An 18,466-nucleotide genomic window follows, 5' to 3' on the forward strand; every position below is an offset into this window, starting at 1 on the left:
CACGCGCCCTAGCGTATGTGGAGATGGCAAGGGGCGGCGTGTCGTCACGCTGAGTGGCCGGGCGATTAAACATGCTGTGCTCGTGACTCCTCCGCTCCCTGAAGAGAGCGGCTTCTCGCTAAGCCGCTTCCGCAGCCTGGCGACGGGCAAGCCCTGCCCCAAGGATGTTGATCGCCGCGTGCAGCGCGGCGAGGCGGTCCACCGCCTTGCGCCGCCGCTGGGAGCCCCGCTTCTTGCGGGCCAGGTCGCGCTGCCCCGCCACGAGACGGCCGGCCGTGGCCGCGAGGTGCTGCGGATTGGCCACCTGGCCGCCGTCGGAGGTAATGACGAGCGAGGCGACACCCAGGTCGATCCCGGCGACCGCGCCCGTGGCGGGCAGCGGTTCGGCGGACACCTCATCGCACGACAGGATTACGTACCAGCGGGAGCCTTCCCGCTTCACACTGATCGTCTTGACGGTGCCGGACACGCGGCGGTGCTGGTGGACCCGCATGTGTGCGATGCCCTGAAGTCGTACGTAGGTCGTGGTCGGGTGCTCAGGCTGGGAGTCCCACCGGCAGCCGTCGCCGTCCTTCGGCCACTCGACGCTGTCGAACCAGCCGCGCCCCTTGAACCGGGGGAAGCCTGGCGTGCGCCCGGACTTGACGCGCTCGAAGAACGCAGCGAACGCCTTGTCCAGACGGCGCAGCGTGGCCTGCTGGGAGGAGAACGACCACCGGCCCTGCCCGTCGGGGTCATCGCCCCGGATGTGTTTCAGCTCGGCGGACTGGTCGCCGTACCGGATGCTCACGCCTGCGTTGTAGAGCTGCCGGTGGTCCTCCAGACACGCCGCGAGCGCCGCAACCTGCCGGGCGGTGGGACGCAGCAGGAACTTCAACGACCTGCGCACACCCACCTCCCATCACGCTCGGTAACGGAAGCGCCACGATATCGGCCGGCACCGACAAAACCCGGAAGGACATCCATGATGCGCGAACCTGACAGGCCAGGGCACGCTCGGGCCTTGACGGCCCTCCCGCTCCCGATTCACCCATCGCCTCAAGGCGGCGGTCCCCTCGGGAGGCACTGATGGACCCGGATACGATGCCTGGCGACCCTGGATTCGGAGGCGACGTCTACTGGCGGCGGCGCATGAGCGTACTGGTCGGGGTGCTTGTGGTGGTGGCCGTGGTGGCCTGGGCGTGCTCCAGCGGCTCGACCGGGCCCGAGCGCCCGTCCAGCGCCCAGTCCTCGCAGAGCCCCACGCCCGCCACCGATCCACTGCTCGCCGGACTGCGCACTCTCGCCATGGGCACGGCCAGCCCCACGCCCAAGCCGAGCGCCACCAAGGCCACCCCCGAGGCGCAGACACACCGCGCGGGCGAGCCCTGCGCCGAGGCGAACCTGGTGATCGGCCTCCAGGGCAAGCAGGAGATCTACGCCGGAGGCGCCCGCCCCAACTTCCTCATCACGGTCGTGAACACCGGCCCGGTCATGTGCAAGACGGACGTGGGCCCGCGGGCCATGGAGATCCGGATCACCTCGGGCGAGGACCGGATCTGGTCCACCTCCGACTGTGTCAGCGGCGCCGGGGTCGAGGTCAAGGAGCTGCAGCGCGGCGTTCCCTACGTCCGCTCGCTCGACTGGGACCGCCGCCGCTCCAGCGGCGACTGCCGCGCCGACCCGCCGAACGCCCTGCCCGGCACGTACGTCGCGGTGGCGCGCATGGGCAAGCTCAAAAGCCCGAAGGGAGTCTTCCACCTACGCTGACCGGCCACCCCGCCGCGCCTGACCGGCCACCTCCCCGCGCCTGACCGGCCGGCTCGCCGCGCTAACCGGTCAGCTCGCGAAGCCGTCCGGGAGTGGCCCCGAGGCGCTCGGCGTCCGCCGCCGGCGCGGCGACCTCCGCACCACGGCCCCCTGCCTGAGCATCTCCGCGTACGCGTACACGGCGCTCCGGGCGCTCGGTGGCGATCAGGACGTCGCAGAGCCAGTCCTGGGCTCCCTCGTCGCCTCGTGCGAGCGCCTCACGCAGGACGATCTGGGCCTTGGCGTGGTCATTGAGGAAGAACAGCTTCTCGCCGTATCTGACCGCCGCGGGGATCACACGTAACGCTCAAGGATGGAGGACTCCGCGAGGCGGGAGAGGCCCTCGCGGACGCTGCGTGCGCGGGACTCGCCGACGCCGCCCACGGCCTGCAGGTCGTCGATGCTGGCCGCAAGGAGCTTCTGCAGGCTGCCGAAGTGGTTGACCAGGCGGTCGACGACGGTGGCGGGCAGGCGGGGAACCTTGGCCAGCAGGCGGAAGCCGCGCGGGCTGACCGGGCTGTCGAGGGTGTCGCCGCCGTGGTGGCCCAGCACGTTGGCCACCATCGACAGGTCCAGCAGCTCGCTGCCCGACAGGGCGTCCAGCTCCTGCAGGGACTCCGCGAGGCGGCGCTGCCGACGGCCGGCCGCCGCCGGGAGATAGTCGCGCACCACCAGCTCACGCTCGGAGTCGACGCCCGCGACCAGCTCGTCGAGCTGCAGCGACAGCAGCCTGCCGTCGGTGCCCAGCTCGACCACGTAGCCCTTGATCTCGTCGGAGATGCGCCGGACCATCTCCAGCCGCTGCGCCACCGCCGACACGTCGCGGACCGTCACCAGGTCCTCGATCTCCAGCGCGGACAGCGTGCCGGACACCTCGTCCAGGCGGTGCTTGTAGCGTTCGAGCGTGGCCAGGGCCTGGTTGGCCTTGGACATGATGACCGCCGGCTCCTCCAGCACATAACGGATGCCGTCGAGGTAGAGGGCGATGATCCGCATGGACTTGCTGATCGCGATGATCGGCAGGCCGGTCTCCTTGGCCACGCGCTGGGCGGTGCGGTGACGGGTGCCGGACTCGTCGGTCGGGATCGCCGGGTCGGGGACGAGGTGCACGGCAGCGCGTACGATCCTGTGATCGTCACTGATCACGATCGCGCCGTCCATCTTCGCCAGCTCACGCAGCCGCGTGGCCGAGAACTCCACGTCCAGCTCGAAGCCGCCGCTGCAGACCTGCTCGACGACCCTGTTGTGGCCGAGCACGATCAGCCCGCCGGTCTGACCCCGCAGGATCCGCTCCAGGCCGTCGCGCAGCGGTGTGCCCGGGGCTACCGCCGCCAGTGCTTCGCGACGGCGGTCGTCAAGACTCCTGTCGTTAGGCACCTGACCCCCGTGTCCAATCGTCAAACTCAGCTTAGCCGTGTCGGCTGAGGTCCACCTCCGCCTCAGGTCGAGGATTCCAGAGGTGACTCCTTCGATGGGAGAAGTGCCCGCGAAGGTCGCGACATCGTGACATATCGCCCATCGTGGGCTGTTTCCCGGCTACAGAGCTTGATGACGCCGCACGAGGTTCGGCCGCAGGTCAGAGGACCTGCCTGTCCGACGGCGGATCCTGTGTGCGTGGGCCCCTCGGGTTGCGGAGAGCGGCAGGCGGCGACTGCTCGATCAGATCCTGCCGTTGCGGCGGAGCAGGTCGATGGCGTGGATCGTGGTGTGGCCCCGCCAGTCCAGGGAGCCCGCCGGGGAGATCGTGGCGTAGTCGACGATCCAGCCGCCGTCGTCCTGCTGCAGGGTGGCGAGGCGGTCGAGGTCGGCGTCGATCACCTTGGGCGCGAACAGCTCCCGGGCCGGCCGGTCAGGGTACGGCGCGAGGTCGAGCGGGTGGAGGGTCTCGCTCTCGGTGCCGCCCTCGACCCGCACCCGGCCGTCCGCGGGCACGTACGCGCTGAGGTGGCGCAGGAGGTTCGCCGCTTCTGGCCGGCTGTCGTGCACGACGTCGAGGAAGCGCACCGCGAAGGCCAGCACGTACGCGGCCGGCGCCTGGTCGAGCGCCTCGATCGCGGTCAGGCAGTAGCGGGTGGCCCGCTCCAGCCAGGGGTGCGCGGCCACCGCCGGGTCGTGGGCGGCGACGCGCAAGGCCGCGGCGGCCGTCACAGAGGTGATCTGGAGCGCCGACACGGTGGGGTCGGCGCCCTGCCACCAGGGCGCGGTGCCGGCGGGGATGCTGAGAGGCAGCGCGAAGGGCAGCCCTCCATCGGGCAGGGACACCGACTCCAGCCAGTCGCACAGCGCCACGGCCTGCGGCGCCCTGACCGGACCGATGTCCTCGAACACCTCGAACGCATGCAGGGCAGCCCCCGGCTGGCTCTCCGGCGAACGGAGGTCCGGCTCCAAGCCCCACCCGTACCCGCCGTCGGCGTTGCGGTAGCCGTCCAGGGCGGCCAGAACGGCGGCGGGGTCCGTCGTCCGGTGCATCAGCAGCTCGAAGCGGCGACGATCCAGGACACGCGCGTGCGTGGCCATGAACGAATCGGCCGCGGAAAGGTCCACGTTCATGCGCCCATCGTCCCTCGCCGCCCAGTCTCAGGTCTTGTACGGATCAGCCATCTTCAGAGGTTGACCTGGCACAAAGCCTTCCCGGCCGGAAACCCGTCAACGCCTGCCCTGCCGGTGTCTCGATGGTTTCGCGTCCCAGGGGTCATAGACACTCGGCGTCTGCTGCCGCCTGCGCCTCGAACGCCACGTGCCCGCAGGGCCGAGATCGCGCAGAGCGTTGGTGCGGGGTCCTGGCCTGGATGTCAGGTGACGTGGGTGAGGGCGTCCCATACGTTTTCCGCCTCCATCACCTCGAAGCCCGGGGCGAACGCGACCGGTCCCACCGGGACGAGGGAGCGCTGGCCGTTGCGCTTCTGGGTGCCCTGGTCGAGGGAGCCCGCCGGGACCAGGGCGCGCTTGAAGCCGAGTCTCGCCGCCTCCGTCAGGCGTCTGCGTACGTCCTTGACCGGGCGTAGCTCTCCGGCCAGCCCGACCTCGCCGAGCGCCACCAGGCCGGCGGGGAGCGGCTTGTCACCGGCCGCGCTGGCCACCGCGAGCATCACCGACAGGTCGACGGCCGGGTCGGCCAGCTTGAGGCCGCCGACCGTGGCCGTGAACACGTCGCAGCCGCCCAGCCTGGCGTTGAGCCTGCGCTCCAGCACGGCCAGGATCATCTGGACACGATAGGTGTCGAGGCCCGAGGAGGTGCGCCGGGGCTGCTGGGCGTCGGTGCGGGCGACCAGGGCCTGAACCTCGGCGGGAAGCGGGCGTGTGCCCTCGACAGTGACGGTCACGCAGGTGCCGGGCACGGGGGCGCTGCGCCGGGAGACGAACAGGCCGCTCGGGTCGGTGATGCCCTCGATGCCGCGCTCATGCAGGTCGAAGCAGCCGATCTCGTCGGTGGGGCCGAACCGGTTCTTGATCGCGCGGACCATGCGCAGCCGGGAGTGGCGGTCGCCCTCGAAGCTGAGCACGACGTCGACCAGGTGCTCCAGGGTGCGCGGACCGGCGATCGAGCCCTCTTTGGTGACATGGCCGACGAGCACGGTGGCCATGTTGCGCTCCTTGGCCAGCCGTACGAGATTGGCGGCCACTTCGCGCACCTGCGTCACCCCGCCGGGCACGCCGGTGGCCTGGGCCGAGCCGACGGTCTGCACGGAGTCGACCACCAGCAGCTTCGGCTGGACCTTCTCCACATGCGTGACCAAGGCCGCAAGATCGGTCTCGGCCGCGAGGTAGAGCTCGTCGCGGATGGCGCCGATGCGGTCGGCGCGCAGCCGGACCTGCGCGGCGGACTCCTCACCCGTCACGTAGAGAACGGTGTCGCGCTCGGCGATGCGGGCCGCCGCCTCCAGCAGAAGCGTCGACTTGCCGATGCCCGGCTCGCCCGCCAGCAGCACCACCGCGCCCGGCACCAGCCCGCCACCCAGCACCCGGTCGAGCTCACCCACGCCGGTCGTCCGCGCGGCCGCCATCTCCGCCTTGACCTGGCCGATCGGCATCGCCGGCGCGGTCGTGGCGCCGGCCTGGACGACGTGCGCCCCGCCCCGTGCGCCTTCCTCGTCGACCGTGCCCCACGCCTGGCACTCGCCGCACCGGCCCACCCACTTCATGGTGCGCCACCCGCACTCGGCGCAGCGGTATCCGGGCTTCTGCGCTGACTTGGCCATGCCGAGCAGGCTAGCGGTCCCCGCCGACATTCCGCCTACGCCCCGACTCACAGCTCAGGTGAACGCCCCCACCCTGGCCGTCACCCTGACCCTCGCCCTCCCTCGCCTTGGCCTTGGCCTTGGCCCTGGCCCTCGCCCTGGCCCTCGCTCTGGCCGTCGGACTGTGCCGTCGGGTGGCGGTGCGGGAGGCCGCGACCCGCGAGAATCGAGCGCGAGGCCCACACAATGGTGGGCCTAGATCGCTGAGACGCGGATTCTCGCGGGACGGTGGACCCTCCAAGGTCGCCGGGTGCGCCGTGGTGGTTCATGCGGTCCCCGATGACATCGCGCAGCCCGCTCAGCGCAGCCCGCTCAGCGCAGCCCGCTGCAGCAGGGCCGACAGCTCAGGCTCCGCAGTACATGGGGATCTCGTACACGGGAATTCGGTGATCGCGTGCGGTGTGGCGGGGTTGGGCGCTGTGCCGATGGACAGCGCGGAGATCTGGGTTCTCAATGGTGCTCAGCAGCGGCCATGTGGTGAGGGGGTCGGTATGCGGAGTGATGTCGCGGATGACGAGGACAGCTCGGTCGCGGAGTGGTCGTGGGTCGATCCGCAGGCGTGGGAGACGAATGCCGCCGGCGGGGTGACGCCTGCGCAGCGGGCGCTGATCACGGGGCCGTGGGTGGGGCCGCCGGTTCTGGGATGGGTGCTGGTGATTGCTTTTGTAATCACCGAGGGATGGGCCGGGTGGTACGGGGCCACCACCAACGGAGGGATCGTGCCGGAAGGGGGATGGGGCGGCGCTGTGGCGGCGATGGCCTTCATGCTGGTGGTGCTGGGCTGGCAACTCCTGGCAGGTATCTGGTTCTGGGGCGTGCCCGACTGGGGTGAGCGGTACGCCTACCGCAGAGCGATCGCTGACCTGGCCACCTGCCGGATCGGCAGTGCGGTGGGACAGATCGAGGTCGGCCCGAACGGTCCACAGGCGCGGGTGGGGCAGGCAGAGGCTCGTCCCGGTGCTGACGGTGCTGACGGTGCTGACGGTGCTGACGGTGCTGACGGTGCCTGCGAGGCTGTCCTGCGGGGATCGCAGGCGGGGGAGGGACAGGGGGAGGCCGGCGAACGGCGGCTGCACGGCATCAGGGAGTCAGAGGTCATCCCGGTGCCCTTCGGCGCCCCCGCCTTGCCCTCGCCTGGGACCTACCGGCTGTACTGGCTGGAGCGGGGCAGGCGGGGACCGCTGCTGCTGTCGACTCAAATCCTTGACGATTGACATCCTTTCCGCCCTGAAGGACGCCGCCGGGGGTGTCGGGTGGGTGACTGCTTCTCGTGCGGTGCCGAATGAGGTATCCGTCGTTCAGCCTGAGCCGGGGTGGCAGCCCGGTGGGGTGGTCACAACGTGTGCACCTGGAAGACGGTGGCCTCCGGGTACATGATGATCGTCTCGGGTGGTGGCCGGTAGCCAGGTAAGGCGGACAGGTCGTGGGTCTGTTCGAACGCCTGGATCCGTGCCGGCCCCGAAGGCAGCACGAGGGTGACTTCCAGCTCCTCGGGTGGGGCGTGATAGGCGAAGCCGGTCCCCGTGCCGATGCGCCGGTCGTTCACCGTGATGGGGCCGATCGTGGAGTCGGAGATGGGCGCCGCTCCTTCGACGGACATGATGGCGAGCCCGGTGATGGGGGCGTCGCCGGTCGGCTTGAGGCGGAGCGTCAGGGTGCGGTGCCCACCGGTGGTCTCGTCCCTGACCACGGACAGCTCGGGAGCGCGCCGGTCGGCGGCCTGGGCGGGTCTGGTCGCCCAGGCGTCGGTGCCGAAGAAGCGCTCGCTGTCGGCACTGGGGGGCTCCGACCGCGATCCCCAGACGGCCTCTCCGGTGGCGGCGTCCAGGGAGTAGGCGAGGCGGTGCTGCCGGGGATGCGCGGCGTCGAAGCGATCCACCAACAGGCCCGCCGCGACCAGCCCCACGGTGACGACCACGGCCGTGAGCAGCGGGAGGGCGGCCCGGCGGAGCTTGGGCGCCGAGCCGCCCTCCGGCGCGAGACCTCGCCCGTCTACCGGCTCGGCGGCGCCCGGCCGCTCTCGCTCCACCAGGGGAAGCAGGAGCATCAGCAGCAGCGCGAAGTGCGGGGCCGCGATCACGCCGCCGATCGCCAGGCCGACGTCCATCGTGACCACGGCGGTGACGCCGAGCAGGACCGGGGCGGGCGCCAGCCCGAGAGTGAGCGCGACCGTACGCCATCCTGCGCCGCGCAGGCGCAGTGAGACGAGCCAGCCGAGTGCGGCGAACAGTGCCGGCCAGCTCAGTGTGTGCGCGCCGCCGGGCAGCAGCGCGGCGAACACCAGCCCCAGCACCGCCACCAGCAGCAGCGCCCCCGCCGCGAGCGCGGCAGGTCCGACGCGGCGCAGCACGAGCCGCCAGGCCAGCACGACGGCGGTCGTGAAGACCAGCAACGCCGCCTGGTAGAGCCAGGGACGGTAGGGGTCGCCGGTCAGCATCTCGCTGTATTCGGGCCTGATCAGGGTGAGCAGCGGCAGCACCGCGAGACCGGCGGCGGCGGCGCCCAGGACGGGCAGCAGCGCGAGCCCGGCGCCGGCCAGGATGCGGGGCAGGGACGCCTGCCGGCGGCGTCTCAGCGTCCACGCCAGGGCCGCCGCCAGCGCCAGTGCGCCGGCCGCGATGGGCAGCTCCAGCCAGAGCGGATAGCGGACGAGCACCCCGGGGAGGGTGAAGTAGACCGACTCGTCCCCCGATTCGAGCGTGGTCAGGTCGGTGCCGGCCAGGGCGCGGGTGAGGGCGAGCGCGTTGTCGCCCATCATCTGCAGGCTGCCCAGGTCGAGGTGGGCGGGGTCGTCCAGTGCCGTGTGATAGTAGGCCCCGCCGCCGATGAAGGCGGAGTCGAGGCCGAGCCAGCCCGCCTCGTCGAAGACGTGGAAGTCGGTGTTGTTGGGCAGCACGCTCAGCATTGCCACGAAGGCCGAGTCGGCGGACAAGTGAGGCGCGTTCGCGCCGTACAGGCTGATCAGCGGCGCGGAGCCGGGGGAGGCGCGGAACATCTGAACGGTGCCGCGGACGCCTCTGGCCTCCTGGTTGAGCACCACGACGGTGCCCTTGGCCAGGGGATCCTCCCTGGTGAACGCCTCGGCGCCGAGCAGGCCCTCCTCCTCGCCGTCGGTGATGAGGAAGACGACGTCGTTGCGCAGGCGGGCGGGCAGGGCCCGCGCGATCTCGAGGATGGTGGCCACGCCGGCGCCGTCGTCGGAGGCGCCGGGTCCGGCGCCCACGGAGTCGTAGTGGGCGGCGACGACGACGCGCCCGGTCGGGGCGGTGCCGGGGCGCACGGCCACGATGTTGCGCATCGTGCCCATCGGGACCACGCCGTCGTGGGACAGGGGGAGGACGCCGACGCCTTCCTGGACGCGGACCTCCAGGCCGAGGCCGCGGAGCTCGGTGACGAGGTGCTCGCGGACGCGGGTGTGCTCGGCGGTGCCCACCGGGTGCGGGGCGCGGGCGATGGCGCGGACGTGCTCGTGCGCCCTGGCGGCGCTGAAGGCCGTGGCGGGGGCGCCGGCCGGGCTGGGCGCGGGGGGTGCCAGGTCGAGCAGGGCGACGACGAGCAATGCCGTCAACGCCGCCAGGCCGGCCAGGGCGGTGCGGGTCATGGGCCAACGCTAGGGCGCGGCCTGGCCGGGCGGATCAACCCAGGGGAGGACTTCGTCGGTCGGCCTAAGGGTTTACACCAGGCCCAGATCGTTGACGAGCATGCGCTTGGGCTTGGCGCCCATGATCTGCTTGACCGGCTCACCGCCGTCGAACAGCAGCAGCGTCGGCAGGCCCAGGATGCCGTAGCGGGCCATCATCTCCGGGTTCTCGTCGGTGTTGAGCTTGCCGACCGTCAGGCCGTACTCGGCCTCGATCTCCTGCAGTACGGGTGCGATCATGCGGCAGGGAGGGCACCACTCCGCCCAGAAGTCGACGAGCACCGGCTTGCCGGCCTTGAGGACCTGCTCGTCGAAGTTCTCGGTGGTCAGCGTGATCATGTCTCTCCTCGTACGAAGCAGCCGGGGCACGACTCGGCGAGCTGGGCGGTGACCTCGGCGCGCCGGGCCAGCAGCACGCGGATCTCCTGGTCGATCTGGGTCAGCTTGCGCTGATAGACCTCGATGGACTCCGGGCACGACCCGCCGGTGCTGTGCCCGGAACGCAGGCAGTGCACGAAGGGGCGCGTGTCCTCGAGCGTGAACCCCACCGAGAGCAGGGCGCGGATCTCCGACACCAGCCGGACGTCCTGCTCGGAGTAGTGGCGGTAGCCGTTGGCGCCCCGCCGTGCGCTGAGCAGCCCGTGCTGCTCGTAGTAGCGGAGTGAGCGAGTGCTCACCCCGGTTCGTTCGGCCAGCTCTCCGATGCGCATGGTTTCACGTTAAACGTTGACACCGACGTCAAGGTCAAGCCCTCAGAAGTGGCGCCAGCGCAGCACGTTCGGGTAGGGCAGCTCCAGGCCCGGCGTCTCGGCGATGGCCTGCTCGGCGACCTTGGGCGCGAACTCGATCCGCAGCACCGCCTCCAGGTCCGCCCTGCTCTGGAAGACCATCCGCAGGTCGAGCGGCTGCCGCTGCCAGCCGTGGCGGACCCAGAAGGCCTCCACGGCGCCGGCGGAGTAGGTGGGCACGGTGTGGCTGAACCACCGGCCGAACGCCCCTCGGGTGGCGTCGAGGTCGACCACGAAGGCCGCGCCGCCGCGCCGTACGACCCGGGACAGTTCGCGGAGTCCCGGCTCGCAGCCGGGACCGAAGAAGTACGCCCAGCGCGCGACGGCGACGTCAACCGAGGCGTCCGGGACAGGCAGGTCCTGTGCGGTGGCGGCGTGCACCTCGACGTTCGGCAGGGCCGCGCAGCGGCGCCGGGCCAGGGCCACCAGGTCGCCGTGCGGCTCCACGCCGATCACCTTGGCCGCCCGCGCCGCGTAGCCGGGCAGGTGGAAGCCGGTGCCGCAGCCGATGTCGAGCACGTTCGCGCCGTCCCAGGAGCGCAGCGCGCGCATGGCCGCGCCGGCCGTGTCCTCGGGGTCGACGGCCCGGTTCTCCAGCTCGTACACCTGCGGGGTGTGCCAGATGTTCGGGCTCGGAATGGCGCCTCTCGCGATCCTGGGCATGGGTCAACCGTAGGCCCGGCGCGCCATATCCGGTCATCCGGCTTAGGCTGGGTCGCGTGGCTGATGTCATCCGCGTGCCCAATGCGAAGATCGCATTGTCCACTGCTTCGGTATATCCGGAACGTACTCCCGATGCGTTCGAGCTGGCCGCCCGGCTGGGTTACGACGGAGTCGAGATCATGGTCGGCGCCGACCCGGTGAGCCAGGACATCGACGTGATCGAGCGGCTCTCCGATCACTACGAGATCCCCGTCCTGGCCATCCACGCGCCCTGTCTGCTCGTCACCCAGCGGGTGTGGGGGCGCGACCCGTGGGCCAAGCTGGTCAAGGCCCAGAAGGCGGCCGAGCGGCTCGGCGCGTCCACCGTCGTGGTGCACCCACCGTTCCGCTGGCAGCGCGACTACGCCCGTGACTTCGAGACGGGCCTGGCGCGCATGCGCGACGAGACCGCCGTGACCTTCGCGGTCGAGAACATGTTCCCGTTGCGCGCCAGGGGCAACGACGTGGTCCCCTACTCCCCTGGCTGGGACCCGGTCGACTTCGACTTCCCGCAGGTCACGCTCGACCTGTCGCACACCGCCGTGTCGGGCTCGGACGCCATGGAGATGGCCACCAAGCTCGGCGACCGGCTGGCGCACCTGCACCTGGCCGACGGCCTGGGCGTGACCAACAAGGACGAGCACCTGGTGCCAGGCAGGGGCAACCAGCCGTGCGCCCCCATCCTGGAGCGCCTGGCGGGCAACGGTTACACCGGCCTGGTCGTGCTGGAGATCAACACTCGCAAGGCGACCGGCCGCAGCGAGCGGATCGACGACCTGGCGGAGGGCCTGGCCTTCGCCAGGCTCCACCTGGCGGCCTCCCCATGAGTGTGGGGCCGAGGAGAGGGCTGGGCCGGGTGTTCGACAGGGTCGCCGACGCCTACGACGCGGGCCGGCCCGGCTATCCCGACGAGCTCTACCGGGCGCTGTCGGAGATGTCGGGCGTCGAGTTCGACGGCGCCACGGCCGTGGACGTCGGCGCCGGCACGGGCATCATGACGCGCGCCCTGCGGGCTCGCGGCTCCCAGGTCATCGCGGTGGATCCGGGCGCGGAGATGCTGGCCCGGCTGCGCTCCCGCGCCGCCGGGCACGCACCCGACGGCATCGCCGGGAACGTGCCCGACGGCGCTGCCGGGCACGTGGCCGGTGGTGTCGCGGCGGTGCTGGCCGACGGCGACGCGCTGCCCCTCGCCGGCGGGATCGCCGATCTGGTGACGTACGCCCAGTCCTGGCACTGGCTCGACCCGGGGGCCTCCATCGCCGAGGCCCGGCGGGTGCTGCGGCCCGGCGGGGCCATCGCCGGCTGCTGGAACTTCACCCACGCCGCCCAGGCCGAGTGGCTGGCCGCCTACGAGGAGCGCCTGGCGCGGAGCTGTCCCGGCTACTGGGGGCAGGCGCTGGAGGAGTGGTCGGTGCCGCCGATCGCGGCGGCGATGGAGCTGGTCGGGGAGCGCTGGATCCCGTGGACCCGGCTGATCACCATCGAGGACTTCCTGCTCGACCTTCGCTCCCACTCCTTCATGGCGGTGCTGTCGCCGGAGGCGGCCGACGAGCTGGTCGGGCGGCAGCGGGCGGAGCTGGCGCGTGAGTTCCCCGAGGGCGTGTTGTCGGTGCCGATGCGGGTCTATCTGGCGGTGGGCCGGTGACGGTCAAGCGACGGCCCGGGCGCAGGCCCGGTTCGGCGGACACGCGTGGGGAGATTCTCAGCGCGGCCAGGAAGGTGTTCGCGGAGAAGGGGTTCGACAAGGCGACGGTGCGCGGCATCGCCAGGGAGGCGAAGGTCGATCCGGCCCTGGTGCACCACTACTTCGACACCAAGGACCGGATGTTCGCCGAGGCGATGCGGCTGCCGATCACCCCTGAGCTGGTGCTCCCGACGCTGCTCGAAGGCCCACGCGAGGAGCTCGGCCGGAGGCTGGTCACCCTGATCCTGACGGTGACCGCCGCGCCGGAGACGCGGGAGCCGATGATCGCGCTCATCCGGTCGGCGATGACCAACGAGCGGGCCGCGCAGATGTTCCAGGAGTTCGTGTCCAATGCCCTGCTGAGCAGGGTGGCGGCCGAGCTCGGGGTGCCGCCGCTGCGGATCGAGGCGGCCTTCTCGCAGATGTTCGGCGTGCTCATGGCCCGTTACGTGCTCAAGCTGGAGCCGATGGCGAGCGCCGAGCCGGAGGAGCTGGTCGAGCTGCTGGCACCGACGATTCAGCGCTATTTCGTCGGGTAGAGCATTGTTCTGTAGTTGTCCTGACCGTAAGGTGAGTCGCGGTTACCCCGTGGATGTTACTCAGCAGTAGAGTTCGGGGAGTGGCCAGGTCAGTAGGCTGACAGTAACGTCGTCTGTGGGAGGACCCCCGTGCTCTGGGTTGCCATCATCGGACTCGTGATGACCGTTCTGGCGGTGGCCGTCGCGGGCCGCAGGATGTCGTTCCTCTACAAGCTCGCGACAGTGGGTCCACCGGCTCCCGAGCGGGTCGCGTATGCCAGGACCCATCTGGGCGCCGAGCTGAAGGCGCAGCTCGTCGAGGTGTTCGGGCAGAAGAAGCTGCTCAAGTGGACCTCGTCCGGCATCGCGCACTTTTTCGTCATGTGGGCGTTCTTCATCCTGCTGACGGTCTACATCGAGGCGTACGGCGCGATCGTCCAGGGGGCGATCACCGGGACGCCGGACTTCCACATCCCGCTCGTCGGCACCTGGGCGGTGCTCGGCTTCCTGCAGGACTTCATCGCGGTCGCCTGTCTGCTCGGCCTGGTCGCCTTCGCCGTCATCCGGCTGCGGAACTCGCCCAAGGCGCTCGGCCGCGACTCCCGCTTCACCGGCTCGCACCTCGGCGGCGCCTGGCTCGTCCTGTTCATGATCTTCAACATCATCTGGACGCTCTTCCTGGCCAGGGCGGCCGCGTCGGCCAACGGCAACTTCCCCTACACCTCGGGCGCGTTCGTCTCGATCCCGCTGGGCGACGTGCTGCCGCGCAGCGCGCTGCTGGAGGAGATCGCGCTGCTCCTGCACATCGGCTTCATGCTGGTGTTCCTGGTCATCGTGGTCTACTCCAAGCACCTGCACATCTTCACCGCGCCGCTCAACATCGCCTTCTCCCGCCGGCCCGACGCGCTGGGCGCGGCCGTCGAGATGCGCGTCGACGGCAAGCCGGTCGACTTCGAGGACGAGGACCTGGACCCGGAGCGGCTGGGCCGCGGCAAGATCGGCGACACCACCTGGAAGGGCTTCCTCGACTTCTACTCCTGCACCGAGTGCGGCCGCTGCCAGTCGCAGTGCCCGGCCTGGAACACCGACAAGCCGCTGTCGCCCAAGATGCTCATCCTCGACCAGCGTGACCACGCCTTCAAGGTCGCCCCGTACCTCATGGCGGCCGCCGCCGGGGTCAAGCCCGAGGACAACCCGCACGCCGGCACCGACGTGCTGGCGCTGCTGGAGAAGCCGCTGGTCGGCGAGGACGGCGTGATCCACCCGGACGTGCTCTGGGCCTGCACCAACTGCGGCGCCTGCGTCGAGCAGTGCCCGGTGGACATCGAGCACATCGACCACATCCTCGACATGCGCCGCTACCAGGTGATGGTGGAGTCGTCGTTCCCGTCGGAGGCGGGGGTGATGGTGAAGAACCTGGAGAACAAGGGCAACCCGTGGGGCATGTCCGAGACGAAGCGCGCCGACTGGATCTCCGAGCTCGACTTCGAGGTCGAGCTGGTCGACGAGAAGATGCCCGAGGACACCGAGTACCTCTTCTGGGTCGGCTGCGCGGGCGCGCTGGAGGACCGGGCCAAGAAGACCACCAAGGCCGTCGCCGAGCTGCTGCACATCGCCGGCGTGAAGTTCGCGGTGCTGGGCCCGATGGAGGCGTGCACCGGCGACCCGGCCCGCCGGCTGGGCATGGAGTACCTGTTCAACATGCTCGCCCAGCAGAACATCGAGACGCTGAACGAAGCGGGCGTCAAGAAGATCGTCGCCACCTGCCCGCACTGCTTCAACACCCTGGCCAACGAATATCCCCAGCTGGGCGGCACCTACGAGGTCGTGCACCACACCCAGCTGCTGGCCAAGCTGGTCGACGAGGGGCTGCTCACCCCGATCACGCCGATCGAGGAGAAGATCACCTATCACGACCCGTGCTTCCTCGGCCGCCACAACAAGGTCTACTCCCAGCCCCGCGACATCATGTCCAAGGTGCCCGGGGTGCAGACCCAGGAGATGCACCGGCACAAGGACCGCGGCTTCTGCTGCGGCGCCGGCGGCGCGCGCATGTGGATGGAGGAGCGCATCGGCAAGCGCATCAACACCGAGCGGGTGGACGAGGCGCTGACCACCGATCCGGACACCGTCTCCACCGCCTGCCCGTTCTGCATGGTGATGCTCGGTGACGCGATCAACGAGAAGAAGGGCACCGGCGAGGCCAAGCAGTCGCTGGAGGTCGTGGACGTCGCCCAGCTTCTGATCAAATCGGTCAAGAGCCCTTCCTGACGGAAGAAAGTCGGACTTCTCCACAGGTCCTGTGGAGAAGTTCCGTACGTCAAGAGGGTCCACGGCAGGAAATCTGCCATCCACATAACGGGAAAATCACGGTAACCTCAACGTCGCATGGCTCTATTCGACGGGGAGGGGGGCTCGTGATGAGCGTCGTTGTCACAGACGCGGAAGTCACCCTGGCGGACGTACTCTCCTTGAGGCTGGCCATGCAGGAGCCACTGCGCAGCGGGACCGAGCTGGTGCTCAGGCACCGCACCTCGGGGGTCGAGCGCGGGGTGCTGCTCGGCACGCCGGGGGCGATCGCCCGCGAGGCCACGCTGGCCGTGTCGCTCGCGCCGCTGCTGCTCAGCGCCGGGCGCTGGGACGCCTACCTGCGCCGGGGCGGCAAGCGGGTGCGGCTGCGCACCATCGATCCGGGCTTCTCGCTCGACCACCTCGACGCCTACGCCCTGTGCAAACGCACCCTGTCCTACCGGTCCTACCGCACCCGCAACGGCTACCTCGCGCTCAAGATCGACGAGGCCGATCCGGTGGCGGAGGTCCGGGCGATCTGGTTCAGGGAGGGCCGTTTCGAGGTGACGGGCCTGCTGGCCTACACCGGGCTCGACGACGACGACTCGCGCCACGAGGCCGTGCTGTCGCTGCACCGCAGACAGACGGGCGCGCAGGTCACGTCCAACGCGACCGTGCAGGGTGTGCGCTTCCACGCCGCGGTCTCGCTGGTGGACGTGCTCGCGGCCGACCCGGAGGCGTCCGGCACCTGGGAGCCGTCGCTGGAGGTGGACGGCGTGCCCGCGCCGCTGCGTCTCGGCGGCTGGCTGGACGACGTGGACGGCAAGCGCCGCCGGCTGCACTACCCGTCGGCCAGGGTCGACGGCGTGCCCATCAGACCCTCCTACACCGCCGACGACGAGCTGCGCATCGAGGTGGGCGGGTGAAAATCAGCCTGCTGCTCTCCTCGGCGTACGGCATGCGCGGCGACGTGCGCTCCACCCTGAACCTCGCCACGGCGCTCTCCCAGCGGCACGAGGTCGAGGTGATCAGCCTCAGGCGGCCGAAGGAGAAGCCGTTCTTCCCCGTCGGGCCGAACGTCGCCATGCGCACGGTCATCGACATCAGGCCCGGCGTCCGCCACCTGTTCCCCAAGGGGCAGGTGCGCACCGAAGTGGCGCTGTGGCGGGTGCTGCGGAACCTGAAGTGTGACGTCCTCGTCACCACCAGGCCAGGATTGAGTGTCCAGTCGGCCAGGCACGCCCCCCGCGAGGTGCTGCGGCTCGCCCGTGAGTGGGGCCGCCCGGCCGTGCCCGGACCGGTCAAGAGGCTCTACCCCCGGCTCGACGCGGTCGTCACCGCCACCGAGTCGGCGCAGGAGGAGTGGACCAGGCTGCTCGACGGCGGCCCGGCCGTGCACGCCGTGCCCGACGCCCTCCCCAGCGCCCCGTGGCCGCGCTCGCGGATGGACAACCGGATCGTGGCGGCGGGCGGCAGATGGGTGCCGGCGAAGGCCTACGATCGCCTGATCAGGGCCTTCGCGATCGTGGCGGACAAGCGGCCCGACTGGCGCCTGAGGCTCTACGGCGGCGGCTCGGAGGAGCGGCGGCTGCGCGCCCTGGTCGCCGAGCTGGACCTGCACAACCACGTCTACTTCATGGGCACCACGCCCGACCTGGCCGGGGAGTTCGCCAAGTCGTCGATCGTGGCCAACACCTCGCGCAGCGCGGACCTCGGCATGACCGTCCTGGAGGCCATGGGCTGCGGGGTGCCGGTGGTGGCCTACGAGGGCGCCAGAGGACCGGCGGAGTACGTCGCGACCGGTTACAACGGCGTGCTCGTGCCGGAGGGCGGCGTGGAGCTCGAACTGTTCGCGGCGGCGCTGCTGGCGCTGATCGACGACGAGCGCAGGCGTCGCTCCCTGGCGGCGGGCGCGCTCGACACCGCGATCCGGCACGCCGCCGACGAGGTGGGCGAGCAGTGGGAGAAGCTGATCGCCGACCTCAGGTGAGCGATACCGGCAGCGGGTACCTTAGGACCATGCATGGGTACAGCGGAGACAAGCAGGCCTATCTGACGCGGCTCAGGCGGATCGAGGGCCAGATCAGGGGCTTGCAGCGGATGGTCGACGACGACGCCTACTGCATCGACGTGCTCACCCAGGTCTCCGCGGCCACCAGGGCGCTGCAGGCGGTGGCGCTCGGGCTGCTGGAGGATCACATCTCCCACTGCGTGGCCGACGCCATCGCCACCGGCGGGCCGGAAGCCGACGCGAAGGTCAAGGAGGCCTCGGCCGCCATCGCGCGCCTCGTCCGCTCGTAGCGTCCGTAGCGTTAGGCAAAGGTCGCGTAAAGGACGCGTAGGGGAGTGGTGGAGTGGATTCGCGGGAGCTTGATCACGCGATTGACTAGTTATGCCGAACCACTCCTGGCAACCATTGTCCCGGACCCCTGAGGAGTCCGGGACAGGTCTAGTGATCGTCTTCAGCGGCTCGCCGAAGTCCGCAATCCGAGCGCGTCGTCGAGCTCGTCCAAGGTCAACCGCCGCTCGCTTACTGCTACAGCGGTGAGCACCTCGGCGTAAAGCGCAATCTCGTCCAACGCGACACGGTCGTGGACCCGAGAGTCCAGGTCATTGTGCCCCACCGCGTCGTCCTTCCTTCCGCAGCCCACACCCACATCGAGGTTACGGCGCGGGACCTTCCGGCGACATGGCCCATCGGAGTCATTCCTTCCGCCGTCACCTGGTCCCCATGAGGATCATTTCCCGATTCCGAGATCACAATTCAGCGAATGGCCCGTTGCTGAAGTGTTAGAACGATATAGCCGGAGTTACGGTGA

Annotated in this window: 18 protein-coding genes; 9 read left to right on the plus strand and 9 right to left on the minus strand. The window is 70.4% G+C overall.

Going from position 1 to position 18,466, the window contains the following annotated elements:
• Positions 1-118: 118 nt before the first annotated feature.
• On the minus strand, positions 119-889 hold the full coding sequence (locus ACIBQX_RS40105) for an RNA-guided endonuclease InsQ/TnpB family protein (protein WP_397014026.1): 771 nt from the start codon (positions 887-889) through the stop codon (positions 119-121).
• A gap of 179 nt (positions 890-1,068) precedes the next feature.
• Here ACIBQX_RS40105 and ACIBQX_RS40110 point away from each other — a divergent pair, with 179 nt between their 5' ends.
• Positions 1,069-1,749 (plus strand): hypothetical protein, encoded by a 681-nt coding sequence (locus ACIBQX_RS40110; protein WP_397014028.1) that lies wholly within the window; start codon positions 1,069-1,071, stop codon positions 1,747-1,749.
• A gap of 61 nt (positions 1,750-1,810) precedes the next feature.
• Here ACIBQX_RS40110 and ACIBQX_RS40115 read toward each other — a convergent pair whose 3' ends face one another.
• The 4 genes from ACIBQX_RS40115 to radA form a co-directional block, all read right to left on the minus strand.
• Complete coding sequence (locus tag ACIBQX_RS40115) at positions 1,811-2,086, minus strand: hypothetical protein (RefSeq protein ID WP_397014030.1); 276 nt, start codon at positions 2,084-2,086, stop codon at positions 1,811-1,813.
• On the minus strand, positions 2,083-3,165 hold the full coding sequence (disA, locus tag ACIBQX_RS40120; RefSeq protein ID WP_397014032.1) for a DNA integrity scanning diadenylate cyclase DisA: 1,083 nt from the start codon (positions 3,163-3,165) through the stop codon (positions 2,083-2,085). Before disA ends, ACIBQX_RS40115 begins: the two co-directional genes overlap by 4 nt.
• A 282-nt stretch (positions 3,166-3,447) precedes the next feature.
• Positions 3,448-4,338, minus strand: a complete 891-nt coding sequence (locus ACIBQX_RS40125; RefSeq protein ID WP_397014034.1) for a hypothetical protein — start codon at positions 4,336-4,338, stop codon at positions 3,448-3,450.
• A 242-nt stretch (positions 4,339-4,580) separates the two neighbouring features.
• Entirely contained in the window at positions 4,581-5,987 is a 1,407-nt protein-coding gene (radA, locus tag ACIBQX_RS40130; RefSeq protein WP_397014036.1) for a DNA repair protein RadA, read from the minus strand.
• A 530-nt stretch (positions 5,988-6,517) separates the two neighbouring features.
• On the opposite strand from radA, the gene ACIBQX_RS40135 reads away from it, so the two are divergent.
• The gene (locus tag ACIBQX_RS40135; protein ID WP_397014038.1) at positions 6,518-7,240 is read left to right on the plus strand and encodes a hypothetical protein; all 723 of its coding nucleotides are present in this window, start codon (positions 6,518-6,520) and stop codon (positions 7,238-7,240) included.
• Between the two features lie 119 nt (positions 7,241-7,359).
• Here the strand turns inward: ACIBQX_RS40135 and ACIBQX_RS40140 are convergent, their stop codons facing one another.
• The 4 genes from ACIBQX_RS40140 to ACIBQX_RS40155 all read right to left on the minus strand — a co-directional run bounded on the left by ACIBQX_RS40140 (position 7,360) and on the right by ACIBQX_RS40155 (position 11,117).
• Entirely contained in the window at positions 7,360-9,627 is a 2,268-nt protein-coding gene (locus ACIBQX_RS40140) for a M20/M25/M40 family metallo-hydrolase (protein ID WP_397014040.1), read from the minus strand.
• Positions 9,628-9,699: 72 nt separating this feature from the next.
• Entirely contained in the window at positions 9,700-10,005 is a 306-nt protein-coding gene (gene trxA / locus ACIBQX_RS40145) for a thioredoxin (protein ID WP_397014042.1), read from the minus strand.
• The gene (locus tag ACIBQX_RS40150; protein ID WP_397014044.1) at positions 10,002-10,376 is read right to left on the minus strand and encodes a MerR family transcriptional regulator; all 375 of its coding nucleotides are present in this window, start codon (positions 10,374-10,376) and stop codon (positions 10,002-10,004) included. The genes trxA and ACIBQX_RS40150 overlap by 4 nt, the downstream gene beginning before the upstream one ends.
• A gap of 42 nt (positions 10,377-10,418) precedes the next feature.
• Positions 10,419-11,117, minus strand: coding sequence for a class I SAM-dependent methyltransferase (locus ACIBQX_RS40155; RefSeq protein WP_397014046.1), 699 nt, complete (start codon positions 11,115-11,117; stop codon positions 10,419-10,421).
• A gap of 56 nt (positions 11,118-11,173) precedes the next feature.
• Between ACIBQX_RS40155 and ACIBQX_RS40160 the strand changes: the two genes are divergently transcribed.
• From ACIBQX_RS40160 to ACIBQX_RS40190, 7 genes are all read left to right on the plus strand, one after another.
• Positions 11,174-11,983, plus strand: coding sequence for a sugar phosphate isomerase/epimerase family protein (locus tag ACIBQX_RS40160; RefSeq protein WP_397014048.1), 810 nt, complete (start codon positions 11,174-11,176; stop codon positions 11,981-11,983).
• Positions 11,980-12,801, plus strand: a complete 822-nt coding sequence (locus ACIBQX_RS40165; RefSeq protein ID WP_397014050.1) for a class I SAM-dependent methyltransferase — start codon at positions 11,980-11,982, stop codon at positions 12,799-12,801. Before ACIBQX_RS40160 ends, ACIBQX_RS40165 begins: the two co-directional genes overlap by 4 nt.
• On the plus strand, positions 12,798-13,379 hold the full coding sequence (locus ACIBQX_RS40170) for a TetR family transcriptional regulator (RefSeq protein ID WP_397014052.1): 582 nt from the start codon (positions 12,798-12,800) through the stop codon (positions 13,377-13,379). The genes ACIBQX_RS40165 and ACIBQX_RS40170 overlap by 4 nt, the downstream gene beginning before the upstream one ends.
• A gap of 159 nt (positions 13,380-13,538) precedes the next feature.
• Positions 13,539-15,629: a (Fe-S)-binding protein gene (locus ACIBQX_RS40175; protein WP_397014102.1), complete on the plus strand. Its 2,091-nt coding sequence runs from the start codon at positions 13,539-13,541 to the stop codon at positions 15,627-15,629.
• Between the two features lie 149 nt (positions 15,630-15,778).
• Positions 15,779-16,573, plus strand: coding sequence for a hypothetical protein (locus ACIBQX_RS40180; protein ID WP_397014054.1), 795 nt, complete (start codon positions 15,779-15,781; stop codon positions 16,571-16,573).
• Entirely contained in the window at positions 16,570-17,637 is a 1,068-nt protein-coding gene (locus tag ACIBQX_RS40185) for a glycosyltransferase (RefSeq protein ID WP_397014056.1), read from the plus strand. The genes ACIBQX_RS40180 and ACIBQX_RS40185 overlap by 4 nt, the downstream gene beginning before the upstream one ends.
• A 29-nt stretch (positions 17,638-17,666) precedes the next feature.
• On the plus strand, positions 17,667-17,948 hold the full coding sequence (locus ACIBQX_RS40190; RefSeq protein WP_397014058.1) for a metal-sensitive transcriptional regulator: 282 nt from the start codon (positions 17,667-17,669) through the stop codon (positions 17,946-17,948).
• Positions 17,949-18,466 lie beyond the last annotated feature (518 nt).

The sequence above is a fragment of the Nonomuraea sp. NPDC049714 genome, from assembly GCF_044465295.1.
GTDB lineage: Bacteria > Actinomycetota > Actinomycetes > Streptosporangiales > Streptosporangiaceae > Nonomuraea.

Bases quoted from the DNA above. Each gene is read 5' to 3' on its own strand.
- ACIBQX_RS40125 (WP_397014034.1), bottom strand. From the start codon at position 4,338: ATGAACGTGGACCTTTCCGCGGCCGATTCGTTCATGGCCACGCACGCG.
- ACIBQX_RS40135 (WP_397014038.1), top strand. From the start codon at position 6,518: ATGCGGAGTGATGTCGCGGATGACGAGGACAGCTCGGTCGCGGAGTGG.
- radA (WP_397014036.1), bottom strand. From the start codon at position 5,987: ATGGCCAAGTCAGCGCAGAAGCCCGGATACCGCTGCGCCGAGTGCGGG.
- trxA (WP_397014042.1), bottom strand. From the start codon at position 10,005: ATGATCACGCTGACCACCGAGAACTTCGACGAGCAGGTCCTCAAGGCC.
- ACIBQX_RS40175 (WP_397014102.1), top strand. From the start codon at position 13,539: ATGACCGTTCTGGCGGTGGCCGTCGCGGGCCGCAGGATGTCGTTCCTC.
- ACIBQX_RS40165 (WP_397014050.1), top strand. From the start codon at position 11,980: ATGAGTGTGGGGCCGAGGAGAGGGCTGGGCCGGGTGTTCGACAGGGTC.
- ACIBQX_RS40110 (WP_397014028.1), top strand. From the start codon at position 1,069: ATGGACCCGGATACGATGCCTGGCGACCCTGGATTCGGAGGCGACGTC.
- ACIBQX_RS40190 (WP_397014058.1), top strand. From the start codon at position 17,667: ATGCATGGGTACAGCGGAGACAAGCAGGCCTATCTGACGCGGCTCAGG.
- ACIBQX_RS40155 (WP_397014046.1), bottom strand. From the start codon at position 11,117: ATGCCCAGGATCGCGAGAGGCGCCATTCCGAGCCCGAACATCTGGCAC.
- ACIBQX_RS40180 (WP_397014054.1), top strand. From the start codon at position 15,779: ATGAGCGTCGTTGTCACAGACGCGGAAGTCACCCTGGCGGACGTACTC.
- ACIBQX_RS40150 (WP_397014044.1), bottom strand. From the start codon at position 10,376: ATGCGCATCGGAGAGCTGGCCGAACGAACCGGGGTGAGCACTCGCTCA.
- ACIBQX_RS40140 (WP_397014040.1), bottom strand. From the start codon at position 9,627: ATGACCCGCACCGCCCTGGCCGGCCTGGCGGCGTTGACGGCATTGCTC.